The organism is Bacteroides stercoris ATCC 43183 (genome assembly GCF_025147325.1).
Classification (GTDB): Bacteria; Bacteroidota; Bacteroidia; order Bacteroidales; family Bacteroidaceae; genus Bacteroides; species Bacteroides stercoris.
Genome location: NZ_CP102262.1, coordinates 216,681 through 228,862, shown reverse-complemented (window position 1 = coordinate 228,862; position 12,182 = coordinate 216,681). Strand labels below are relative to the sequence as shown.

Here is a 12,182-nt window from a genome sequence, read left to right as displayed (position 1 = left end):
GATGACCGGTGGAATATAAGGCAGGTAATGGAATTTCCTTTTTAATGTTGCCGTTAATCTTTTATCTGTTTTTTCCACTGTTCGTACTTTTTCAGCACTTTCAATCCGGCATTGTTATACCAGCTATAGCCGTTGCGGCGCTCATACCCTATCTCGGAAATATCGTACTTCTTCACTCCGTCGCGGTCGCAGAAGAAAGGGCGGTTGTCTTCAAGGGTATAGAAACGTGCCCAAAATACGGGGCAAGGATAGTCATCCTGTGGGCAAGGAACCATCCGGTAGTCTTTTTTACCTTCGTTGTTGGTAAAGTCCTTACGCATGATACCCGTAATCTTGTTTGCCTTGAACCAACTGACGGCTGCTTCTACAGAAGCGATAATCCGGGGTGAGGGGTCGGGGATGGACATCAGCAGCAGGACGATATTGTCCGATTCGGCGCCGCTGAGCGAGGGAAGTTCGTAGGCGCGTGCCTTGGCAGGGGCAAGGGTGTGTTCATCGTGCTGGGCGCACCACACAGTCAGTTTGCCGTTTTGTTTTACCTGAGTGTTGAGAATGCACTCCACACCTTTGTCGAATGCGATACGGGCGCGTTGGCAAAGGGTATCCGGTACATAGGTGTACGGGGCTTTCTTGTTGTACACATCACGCAACAGGTTCATGACGTTCACCATTGCATTGTCGTTGTAGGTGATGTGGGTATAATAACCTTTGGGGCGCGGCCAGAACTGAGGCCAGCCGCCGTTGGGGTATTGCGCTTTCAGTAGGTAGCGTATGCCTTCTAAGGCAGCGTCTTTGTATTTCTCTATGCCGGTGGCAAGGTAGATGCGGGAAAGGTAGCGTATCTCTGTGCTTGTGGCATTGTTGTCGATGGTGCTTTGGTTGACGTTATCTTTGTCGGCAAGGGCTTTCTGGTACTCATCGGCTGTCAGTTCGGCGGGCATATAGATGTTTTTGGGCCAGCCACCGGTTGTTTGCTGGTAGAGCAGTACGTTGTCGGCAATACGGACAGCTTCGGGAGTCGTGAAGAAGGCATCGTCCAATTTAGGGGCCAGCTTTACCCAATCCTTATAAGGATGTTTCTCTTTGTAGTCGGTTGTTTTCTGTGCATTGGCGCCTGTAAACAAGGCAAGCAATGCACAGAAAAAGATTGTTCGTTTCATATTGGTATTGTTTTTGGTTTCTCTTTACGAACAAAAGTAGGGAAAAGTTTGAAGAGAAGATGGCAATATTTGTTTTTAAGGGAGTAAAAATTGTGATTTATACGGTATGTCTATTCCAAATACTGTTCTACTCTTCCGCTGATTTGCAGCAGGGATATTTCGCACAATTTGGTGTCGTACTCTGCCGATAGGATACGCTCCTCGGCATCCAGCAGACTCTTTTGCGCTTCGCGCATCTCGATGCCGGAGAGGTTGCCGAGCATATAGCGTTCCATGGCAATCTCATGGTTCTCTTTGGCTGCAACGAGGTTCTGTCGTTCCAGCTTCAGCATCTGGAGATTGTTCTGGTAGGCTTGCCACAGGTTGCTCAAGTCGGCGCGTAGGGCTTGTTCCAGTTGCTCGCGTTCCAAACGGGCGTTTTGTACGGCAATGCGTGCATTGCGGAGTTCGCGGCGGCGGTTACCGTCAAAGAGATTGAAACCTACGGTGACGCCGAAGTTCAGCCCGAGGTTGCTGCGGCGGCTGTTGGCGGAAATATCATATTTGTTGAGGGTATAGCCGTAGCCGCCATTCATCTTTATGTACGGGTAGTCGCGGGAACTGGCTTTTTTATAGTCCAGCCGTGCCAGCGTATTGTTCTGTTCGGCTTTCAGTAAGGCGGCGTTGGCTTGCAAGGTGGCATTCCAGAGTTCATCGAAATTCAGTTTGGCGCTGACGTTGATGAGGCTGTCTTCAACGATGAAAGGGCGGTCTACGTCTTCACTTGCCATCAGCTCGTTCAGTTGGATACGCGAGGTATGCAGCAATTCCTGTTGTTTCATGTATTGCGCGCTGTCGGCATTGAAGTCTACTTTGGCCTGCTGGTAGTCCAGGCGGGAGAAGTTACCGATGTGATACCGTTCCTCTACGATGCGCAGACGCTCTTTGGAGAGCGATACGGCGTAGCGGAAGTTTTTCAGACGGATGGTGTGCTGCACGTAGTTGTAGTACTCGGCGGCGATGTTGGCAATGAGGTCTTCGATGGCGATACGGGTGTTGGTTTCGCCCTGGCGTTCCAGCTCTTTCAGCTTTTGGTAGTTGGCGGTGATGTTGAAGCCGTCGAAGATTGTCCAGCTCAGGTTGATGCCGGCATCGACGGTCTGGTCGAACACGCCGTTTTCTTTGGTGGTTTCACCGGTGGTGCGCAGCTTGGTTTCGGTATTGTCCAAAGTACCTTTATAGCCGGCAGACAAGTCGAGCGTGGGCAGGTAGCCGGCATTGGCAAGGGTGGCATTGTTCTTGCTTACTTGCTGTTCGTTACGGGTGATACGCAGGGAATAGTTGTTCAGCAGTCCCTGTTTCAGACAGGATTTCAGGGTATAGACAGGTGCTGGCTGTGCCTGGACGGCAAGCGCGGTGCACAGAATGATCAGGAAAGATAAAAGCGTACGTTTCATTCGTTCTTCAGTTTACTTCGGTTGGTAGATACATAACTATAAATAGCGGGGACGATGTACATCGTAAGCAATGTAGACACAAGCATACCGCCTACTACGGCCGTACCCATGGCGATGCGTTGGTTACACCCTTCGCCCGTGGCGAATGCCAGCGGTATCAGTCCCAGTACGGTAGAAGCGCTCGTCATCAGGATAGGGCGCAGACGTTGCAGGGCGGCATCCTTGATGGCTTGCATCTTGTCCTCGCCGGTTTCCTGCTTCTGGTTGGCGAACTCTACAATCAGGATACCGTTCTTTGCCACCAGCCCAATCAGCATGATGATACCGATTTGGCTGAATATATTCATCGTGATGCCGCCGAAATACATGAATACCAGTGCGCCCGCAATGGCAAGGGGCACGGTCAGCATGATAATCAGCGGGTCCTTGAAACTTTCGAACTGGGCGGCAAGAATCAGGTAGATAAGCAGGATGGCCAGGATGAAAGCGAACATCAGGCTGGAAGAACTTTCGCGGTACTCTTTTGAGTCACCGGTGAGGGCGGTGCGGAAAGTATCGTCCAATGTTTCTTTGGCAATCTTGTCCATTTCGTCCAGACCTTGCCCAATGGTCTTGCCGTCGGCAAGTCCGGCGGAAATAGTAGCGGACACGAAACGGTTATAGCGATACAACTTGGGCGGGGCGATGCCGTTTGTCAGCTCTATCAGGTTGTCGAGCTGTACCATGTCTCCCTTGTCGCTACGGATGTAGATACTTTTCAGGTCGGCAGGCTTGTTGCGTTGCTGACGGTTGATTTCTCCCAATATCTCGTATTGCTTTCCATTCATATAGAAGTAGCCCATACGCTGGCCGCTCAGACCGTATTGCAGTGTCTGGGCGATGTTGCGGGTGCTGACACCCATGATGCTTGCCTTGTCGCGGTTGATGTTGATGCGGGCTTCCGGCTTGCTGAACTTCAGGTCTACGTCCGCCATCTGGAATACCGGATTCTCATATACCTTTGCCATGAACTTGGGCAGCACTTCCTGCAATTTCTCAATGTTGGTGGCTTGCAACACATACTGTACGGGCATACCGCCGCGCCGTCCGCCGAAGGATGAGGACTGTTGTACAAAAGAGTGTGCCATGGTCTTTTTCTGTACTGCTTTCGATAGCTTTTCCGCCACTTCCATTTGCGTGTAGTCACGGTCCTGCATGTCTTTCAGGGTGATGCGTACGTTACCGCTACCGCTGGATACGCGGGCGGTTACCGCTTCGGCATCGGGGACGATGGAGTCGACAAGCTGATTGATGTCTTCCGTGTAGTCGCGGATGTATTCGTAGGTAACACCTTCGGCTCCGCGCGTGTTGATGCTGATTTGCGAACGGTCTTCCAGTGGCGCCATTTCCGCAGGGATATGGTTCCAAAGAAAGCCGATAATGAGAATGGTTGCCGCAGTGAAAGGAAGTGCAATCCAGCGTTTGCGCAGGAAGGCTGCCAAAGAACGGCTGTAAAGGTTGTTCAGTCCTTCAAAGAACGGTTCGGTCTTACGGTAGAACCAGCTTTGCTTCTCTCTCTTTATCAGCAGCTTGGTAGCCAGCATCGGCGTAAAGGTCAGTGCGGCAAAAGAGGAGATGATAACCGAACCGGACACCACGATACTGAACTCACGGAACAGACGTCCCGTCATACCGTCCATAAATACGATGGGAAAGAATACCGCTACCAGCGTAATGGTGGTAGAGATTACGGCAAAGAAGATTTCTTTGGCTCCCTCGATACCGGCCTCTTTCGGGGGCATTCCTTTTTCGATGCGGACGTAGATGTTCTCCGTCATTACAATGGCATCATCAACCACAAGTCCCACGGCAAGTACAATGGCAAGCATGGAGAGTACGTTGATGGAGAATCCTGCCAGGTACATAACGAAGAATGCTCCGATTAATGATACGGGAATTACGATACACGGAACCAGGGTGACGCGCCAGTCGCGAAGGAACAGGAAGATGATGATGATGACAAGGACGAAGGCCTCGTATACGGTCTGTTTTACTTCATCGATGGAGGCACGGATGAATTTGGTGTTGTCGAAGCCGTAGGAGTAATGTACGTCTTCCGGCAGGTCTTTCTTCATGTTCTCCATTCGCTCGTACACGGCATCGGCTATCTGGATGTGGTTGGCACCCGGTTGCGGAATCACTACGACGCCTACCATAGGCACGCCGTTCATCTTCATATAGCTTTTGATGTCTGCCGGACCGAGTTCGGCACGGCCTATGTCGCTGAACCGGACAATACGGTTGCCGTCCTCTTTCAGGATGAGATTATTGAATTCCTCTGCCGTATGCATCAATCCGAGTGTGCGGATAGTCAGCTCGATGGTGTTTCCCTCGATGCTGCCCGAGGGGAGTTCCACATTCTCATTGTCTACCGCATTCTTTACGTCGATAGGAGTAATGCCGTAACCGGACATCTTGATAGGGTCGAGCCACAAGCGCATGGAATAACGTTTTTCTCCCCAAATGCTTACACTGCTCACATCGGAGATTGTTTGCAGTTGCTCTTTTACGGTGAGGTCGGCTATTTCGCTGAGTTCCAGCAGCGAGCGTTTGTCGCTTTGCAAAGCAACCATGAGGATAGGCATGGCGTCTGCATCGGCTTTGGATACGGTTGGCGGGTCGCAGTCGCGTGGCAGGTAACGCTGGGCGCGCGACACTTTGTCACGTACATCGTTGGCGGCTGTCTCCAGGTCTACGGAAAGTTCGAATTCTACCGTAATACGTGACGAGCCCTGTTGGCTGACACTGGAGAGTGAACGAATGCCGGGGATACCGTTGATATTCTGCTCCAGCGGTTCTGTAATCTGGTTTTCAATAACGTCGGCGTTTGCTCCGGGGTAGGAGCAGGATACGGAAATGATGGGATTGTCCACCGACGGATACTCGCGGACACCGAGGTAGTTGTACCCGATGAAACCGAAGAGTAAGATAATCAGTGTCAATACCGTAGAGAGTACCGGTCGCCGTATGCTTAATTCGGATATATTCATGATATGAAGCGTAAAGTATGAAGTATTAAGGTATAAAGTGCAAAGTCTGGAATATAAAGTATAATGTACGGATTATGAGTTATATCGCCCGGCATAGACTTGCCATAGCTCATACTTTATACCTTATACTTTATAAAATTTCGTACTCAGTTAATGTTGTCCAATGTCACGGGCAGTCCTGTGCGGAGCTGCAAGGTTCCCGAAGTAATGATTGTATCGCCTATGTTCAGGCCTTGCAATACTTGCACTTCGGCTTCCGTCCGAATGCCGGTAGTAATCTCTACCGGTTGTGCTTTTCCTGATTTATAAAGGAAAATCTTATCCTTGCCCATTTCCGGAACGATGGCCTCGGAGGGTACGGCAAGTGCGTTTTGTATTTCGTCCTTATTCAGCTTGATACTGGCATAACGGCCCGGCAGTACGGCGCTGTTGGCATTGGGATAGAGCGCACGGATAGTCAGTGTATGGGTCGTGGGGTCTATCTTTGATTCGCGTGCATAGACGGTGGCATGGAAAGTGTTTAGTTTGCCTTCGAGCGTGAAGTCCAGTCCCGCACCTGTCTTTACGTCATTGGCATAGCGTTCGGGTACTGCAAACTCTACTTTCAGCGGAGAAAGTTTGGTGAGCTTGGCTACAATGGTGGAGGGAGACGCGTATGTCCCGACACTGACCTGCCGCAGACCGATCACTCCGTCAAAAGGAGCGCGAAGTTCGGTTTGTGCAATGTTGGACTCTATCAGGTCGATGTCGGCATTCAGGGTTGCCAGTTCGGTCTTTACCTGTTCGTATGCTTCCTTACTGACGGCATCTCTTTCCAGCAACGCATTTTGACGGAACACGCGGTCTTCCGCCAGTTTCAACTGTGATACCAGCCTTTGTAATTGCGCCTGAAGAGGGCGGTCGTTTACTTTGGCGAGCAATTGCCCTTTCTTCACGAAGCTGCCTTCTTCAAAGTTTATTTCGATAATCTTGCCGGATGTCTCGAATGAAAGGTCTACTTCCTCATCAGGCAGCAGGCTGCCGCTGATTTGTATTTCGTCTTTCAGCAGTTGCGGTTTGATTATTCGGGCATTTACGTTCAGCACCTTTTTGCCGCCACGTTTACCGGTCATTACCTTGTCGGCAGCTGCCAATTCTTCATTTGTCTTGGGAAGCTGGGAATAAATGCCTCCGCCTATCAGTCCGGCACCAATGAATATGATGATGCCCCATTTCACTTTTTTATTCATGTTGTAGTATTAGTAGTATATTTAGCCATAGATTTTGACGGAAAATATACCCGAAGGTTTAAAACGGGAAAAGTTAATAAAAGTGATAGGGTAATAGAACGGTAAGGCAAACCTGCCACTTTATTATTCTCTTAGTATGCTGCCCTGTATTTGCCCTCTTCCTTATCTTCCAGCATGTTCAGGTAAGAGGCGTAGCGGGATTCGCTGATGTAATGTTGCTCTACCGCTTCGCGCACGGCGCAGCCCGGTTCGTGGCGGTGGGTACAGTTGTTATAGCGGCAGTCGGCGGAAGCCTTGAATATTTCCGGAAAGTAATGCCCTATTTCTTCTTCCTCCATGTCGAATGTTCCAAAGCCTTTGATGCCCGGTGTGTCGATAATGTAGCCGTCACCCGGCACGGGAAACATCTCGGAAAAAGTAGTGGTGTGCATGCCTTTGTTGTGATAGGCGGAGATTGCGCCGGTTTTGATATCCAGTTCCGGAAGGATGGCATTGATAAGGGTGGATTTACCTACTCCGGAATGTCCGGAGAAGAGCGTTATTTTCCCTTTGAGTTTTTCTTTTATAGTGTCGACTCCCTCACCGGTTTTGGCGGATATCTTGAAACAAGGGTAACCGATGGTAGTATAAAGATTGATAAGTCCGTTCAGGTAGCGAAGCTCGTCTTCGTTGTAAGCGTCTGCTTTATTGAAGATGATATTGACGGGTACGCGGTATGCCTCGGCCGATGCCAGAAAACGATCGATGAATGTAGTGGAGGTTTCCGGATAATTCACCGTTACCACCAGCATACACTGGTCAAGGTTGGCGGCAAGGATGTGAGACTGTTTGGACAGGTTGGACGAACGCCGGATAATATAGTTCTTCCGGTCTTCAATTTCGTTGATGAACGCTGTTCCTTCCTGATTCAATATGATTTGCACATGGTCGCCTACTGCCACCGGATTGGTGCTACGGATACCTTTCAGGCGGAAGTTGCCTTTAATTTTGCATTCAACGTATGTTCCCTCGTCGGTCTTTACCAGATACCAACTTCCTGTATTTTTAATTACCAGTCCCCTCAAAATAGTTGAAAGTTGAGAGTTGGGAGTTGAAAGTTGAAAGTAAGGAGTTGTTGGAGAACGGTCGGTGCCGTACGGTAACTCTCGGCTTTCAATTTTCAACTCTCAACTATATTTATACTGTCATAATCTCTTTATCCTTTGCTGCCAGCATATCGTCAATCTGCTTGATATACTTGTCGTGAATCTTTTGCAGCTTCTCTTCACCGCCTTTTTGGGCGTCTTCCGCCAATCCTTCTTTCACTGATTTCTTAAAGGCGTCGATGGCATCGCGGCGTGCGTTACGTACACTCACTTTGGCGGTTTCGCTTTCGTTCTTACACTGTTTGGCAAGTTGTTTACGGCGCTCTTCCGTCAACGGGGGAATGCCGATGCGGATAATTTCGCCGTTGTTTTCGGGCATGATGCCGAGGTCGGAGTCGATGATTGCCTTTTCAATGATGCGGAACATGCTCTTGTCCCACGGCTTGATGGCGATACTGCGGGCATCCGGAGTGGTTACGGCTGCTACGTTGTTGATGGGAACCATGCTTCCGTAAGAATCGACACGGATTCCGTCCAGCAAACGAACATCGGCTTTTCCGGCACGGATGTGGGCCAATGATTCTTCCAGATACATTACGGCCATATCCATTTTCTCTTGTGCTTCGTCTAAGATGTCTTTTACGTCTTTCATATTTCTATTGTTTGAAGTAGCTTTTAGTTTGAAACTTTGCAAATATAATTGTTTCACGACAGATTACACAGATTTACACAGATTATTTTATCCGATAATCTGTGTAAATCTAAATCCGTATCCATTAATGTAAACCGGCGGATGTACGCCGAGGAATGTCAGTTATGTACCAGCGTCCCTATTTCTTCGCCCTGCATCACTTTCTTCAGATTACCTACGGTGTCCATGTCGAAGACGATGATGGGCAGGTTGTTTTCCTTGCACATGCAGGTAGCCGTCAAGTCCATGACTTTCAGGCCGCGTTTCAGCACTTCGTCGTAAGTGATGTCGTGGAATTTCGTTGCCGTAGGGTCTTTCTCCGGGTCGGCGGTGTAGATGCCGTCAACGCGTGTGCCTTTCAGCATGACGTCCGCTTCTATTTCGATGCCGCGGAGGCTGGAGCCGGTATCGGTCGTGAAGAACGGGTTGCCCGTTCCGGCAGACATGATAACCACTTCACCTGCTTCCATACACTCGATGGCTTTCCATTTATTGTAGAATTCGCCGATAGGCTCCATGCGGACGGCGGTCAGTACACGTGCCTTTACGCCTGCCGCTACCAGTGCCGAGCTCAGTGCAAGGCTGTTGATAACGGTTGCCAGCATACCCATCTGGTCGCCTTTGACGCGGTCGAAACCTTTGTTGGCGCCGCTCAGTCCGCGGAAGATGTTGCCGCCGCCGATAACGATGCCGATTTGTATGCCCATCTCGTGTATTTCCTTAATTTGTGCCGCATATTCGGCAAGGCGTTTCTCGTCGATGCCGTATTGCTTTTCTCCCATCAGGCTCTCGCCGCTGAGTTTCAGTAAGATTCTTTTGTATGTTGCCATAGTTTATTAATTTATTTCGCTTAGCGGCAAAGATAGAAAAATAATGCCAATCGGTATAAACAAATTCCGGTTATTCTTTCAACGTGTAGTCGCCGGCTTGGGCGGTGACCACTGCCTGTAACTCGTCGAGTGTCTTTTCGCCTTCCGAAAACTCCACGACCGCTACTGGCGGGTTGAGGGTTACGGTGGCATGTACGCCTTCCATACTGTTCAAGGCTTTTTCCACATGCATGCGGCAATGGTTGCACATCATGCCTTCCACTTTAAATTCTTTTTTCATGACGTTTTCAGTTGATGGTTCTACTTTATTTTCCGGTTGTCCTGCCGGGGTGGCGGCAGGGCTTTCCGCAGTCTCTATCTTTTTCCTTTTCAGCCGCAGACTGTTGGTTACTACGCTGACACTGCTGAATGCCATGGCTGCACCGGCTATCATTGGATTCAGCAGGAAGCCGTTGACGGGGTAGAGTACGCCGGCTGCAACGGGTACACCTATTATATTGTAAATGAACGCCCAAAACAGATTCTGACGGATGGTGCGCACAGTCAGTCGGGAGAGTTTCAACGCTTCCGGTATCTTTGTAAGGTCGGAAGAAATGATGGTCATCTTGGCCACATCCATGGCGATGTCGCTGCCACCGCCCATGGCAATGCTTAAATCGGCTTGCGCCAGGGCTGCACTGTCGTTGATGCCGTCGCCTGCCATTGCCACTTTCCTGCCGTTTTTCTGCAGGCTGCCGATAAAGGCGGCCTTATCCTGCGGCAGCACCCCCGCCCGATAATGGAGGATGCCGGCTTTGCGTGCAATCTCCCGGGCAGTGGCTTCGTTGTCGCCCGTCAGCATATAGACTTCGATGCCGGCGGCTTGCAATTCGCTGACGGCTTGTATGGAGCTTTGTTTTATTTGGTCTGTAATCCCGGCTATGGCAAGTGCGTTTTCGCTGTCGGCAAACCAGATGACGGTCTGTGCATCCGCTGCCAGGCGGGCGGCTTCATCGCTTAGCGACCGGCTGACGGTAATCCGGTTTTCTTCCAGCAGTTTCCGGTTGCCGGCATAATAGGTCTTTCCGTCCGACTCGCCTTTCACACCTTTGCCGGTAATACTTTCAAAGTTGTCTATACTTACGTCCCGGGCATTCTGTAAATGGCGGACTACGGCTTCGGCAAGCGGATGTTCCGATAACTTTTCCAGACTGTAGAAAATGTTTTCATGCGCTGCCGTCTGCGTTGCCCAAATCAAATCGCCGACTACCGGCTTTCCTTCGGTCACGGTTCCGGTCTTGTCCAGTACCACCGTATCAATCTTTTTGGCGGTTTCCAGGCTTTCGGCGTCTTTTATCAGAATGCCCCGTTCCGCACCTTTGCCGATGCCTACCATGATGGCGGTGGGTGTGGCAAGTCCCAGGGCACACGGGCAGGCGATGATAAGTACCGTAACCAGCGCCAGCAATCCGTGTGTAAAACCGTTCTGCCCATCCAGCAACATCCATGCGATGAAGGACAGTACGGCAATGCCGATAATAACCGGCACGAAGATGCCCGCAATCTTGTCTGCCAATTGCTGGACGGGGGCTTTGCTGCCTTGCGCATCCTGCACCATGTGGATGATTTTAGCGAGCAGCGTATCCGTCCCTACTTTCTCCGCGCTGAACCGGAAACTCCCTTTTTGGTTGATAGTGCCGGCAAAGACTTTGGCGTTCTTTTGCTTGGCTACTGCTACCGGTTCACCGCTCAGCATGCTTTCGTCCACGTACGAACTGCCTTCCGTAACGATGCCGTCCACGGCAATCCGCTCTCCCGGTTTCACTAAAATAATGTCTCCCGGACGAATCTGTTCAATCGGAACAACCTTCTCAGATGAGGGACCGGTGATAACGGTTACCGTTTTGGGTTGCAGACCCATGAGCTTCCTTATGGCGGAAGAGGTATTTCCCTTAGCCTTTTCCTCCAGCAACCGCCCTAACAGGATAAAGGCGATAATGACGCTTGCAGCCTCGAAGTAGACGTGCGGATGGATGCCCCTTTCCAGCCAAAATTCAGGGAACAGCATGTTGAACAGGCTGAACAGGTAGGCGATTCCGGTGCTGTTGGCTACCAGCGTATCCATATTGGCGGTGCCGTGTTTCAGTTGTTTCCATGCGCTGGTAAAGAAACTTCTTCCCAACCAGAATACGACGGGAGTAGAGAACAGCCACATAATAAGATTGGCGTACAGCATATCCATAAAGAACATGCCGATAACCATAACGGGCACGGACAAGACGATGGCCCATGTGGCGCGGAATTTCAGCGCGCGATATTTTTTGTCGTGCGCCTGCTCCACTTTATCCGGTGTATTCTCATCCTGTTTAATCAGCAAGTCGTATCCGGCATTCTGCACGGCCTGCTGCAGGGCTTCGGGAGAGCAATTTTGGGAGTCATATTCCACAGTTGCCGTTGCCGAAGCATAATTTACGGTTGCTTTTCGGACGCCGGGCTGGCGGTTCAGCGTCTTTTCCACTCTTGCGGAGCATGAGGCGCAACTCATTCCCATTACGGGAAAGGTTTCTTGAACGATGCTTTTGTTTGTCATATCAATAGTAGTACAATTTATTTCTTCCAGGATAAACTTCCGGTTTAATGGGAATAAACTTGAAGTTCAATAGGAGTAAACTTGAAGTTTAATAGGAATAAACTTTTAGTTTAATGTGGATAAACTTTTCTATGAAACAAAGATACGGCAAGG

Annotated in this window: 8 protein-coding genes; all 8 read right to left on the bottom strand. The window is 50.1% G+C overall.

The genetic code is table 11. The features are described 5' to 3' along the window. Positions 1–53: 53 nt before the first annotated feature. The 8 genes from pelA to NQ565_RS00795 all read right to left on the bottom strand — a co-directional run bounded on the left by pelA (position 54) and on the right by NQ565_RS00795 (position 12,029). Positions 54–1,160 (bottom strand): pectate lyase, encoded by a 1,107-nt coding sequence (gene pelA / locus NQ565_RS00830; RefSeq protein ID WP_005657673.1) that lies wholly within the window; start codon positions 1,158–1,160, stop codon positions 54–56. A 110-nt stretch (positions 1,161–1,270) separates the two neighbouring features. Then, positions 1,271–2,596, bottom strand: a complete 1,326-nt coding sequence (locus NQ565_RS00825; RefSeq protein ID WP_040316225.1) for a TolC family protein — start codon at positions 2,594–2,596, stop codon at positions 1,271–1,273. Continuing rightward, entirely contained in the window at positions 2,593–5,625 is a 3,033-nt protein-coding gene (locus tag NQ565_RS00820) for an efflux RND transporter permease subunit (protein ID WP_005657668.1), read from the bottom strand. Before NQ565_RS00820 ends, NQ565_RS00825 begins: the two co-directional genes overlap by 4 nt. 146 nt (positions 5,626–5,771) lie before the next feature. After that, positions 5,772–6,854, bottom strand: coding sequence for an efflux RND transporter periplasmic adaptor subunit (locus tag NQ565_RS00815; protein ID WP_005657666.1), 1,083 nt, complete (start codon positions 6,852–6,854; stop codon positions 5,772–5,774). A gap of 131 nt (positions 6,855–6,985) precedes the next feature. After that, complete coding sequence (gene rsgA / locus NQ565_RS00810; RefSeq protein ID WP_005657662.1) at positions 6,986–7,918, bottom strand: ribosome small subunit-dependent GTPase A; 933 nt, start codon at positions 7,916–7,918, stop codon at positions 6,986–6,988. Between the two features lie 112 nt (positions 7,919–8,030). Further along, entirely contained in the window at positions 8,031–8,591 is a 561-nt protein-coding gene (gene frr / locus NQ565_RS00805; RefSeq protein WP_005657660.1) for a ribosome recycling factor, read from the bottom strand. Between the two features lie 158 nt (positions 8,592–8,749). Beyond that, complete coding sequence (gene pyrH, locus NQ565_RS00800) at positions 8,750–9,460, bottom strand: UMP kinase (RefSeq protein WP_005657658.1); 711 nt, start codon at positions 9,458–9,460, stop codon at positions 8,750–8,752. Between the two features lie 70 nt (positions 9,461–9,530). After that, a complete protein-coding gene (locus NQ565_RS00795) occupies positions 9,531–12,029 on the bottom strand; it encodes a heavy metal translocating P-type ATPase (RefSeq protein WP_005657656.1) in 2,499 nt (832 codons plus the stop codon). Positions 12,030–12,182: the final 153 nt, after the last annotated feature.

Coding starts and splice junctions, on each gene's coding strand:
- NQ565_RS00825 (WP_040316225.1), bottom strand. CDS start 2,596: ATGAAACGTACGCTTTTATCTTTCCTGATCATTCTGTGCACCGCGCTT.
- pelA (WP_005657673.1), bottom strand. CDS start 1,160: ATGAAACGAACAATCTTTTTCTGTGCATTGCTTGCCTTGTTTACAGGC.
- NQ565_RS00815 (WP_005657666.1), bottom strand. CDS start 6,854: ATGAATAAAAAAGTGAAATGGGGCATCATCATATTCATTGGTGCCGGA.
- NQ565_RS00820 (WP_005657668.1), bottom strand. CDS start 5,625: ATGAATATATCCGAATTAAGCATACGGCGACCGGTACTCTCTACGGTA.
- pyrH (WP_005657658.1), bottom strand. CDS start 9,460: ATGGCAACATACAAAAGAATCTTACTGAAACTCAGCGGCGAGAGCCTG.
- NQ565_RS00795 (WP_005657656.1), bottom strand. CDS start 12,029: ATGACAAACAAAAGCATCGTTCAAGAAACCTTTCCCGTAATGGGAATG.
- frr (WP_005657660.1), bottom strand. CDS start 8,591: ATGAAAGACGTAAAAGACATCTTAGACGAAGCACAAGAGAAAATGGAT.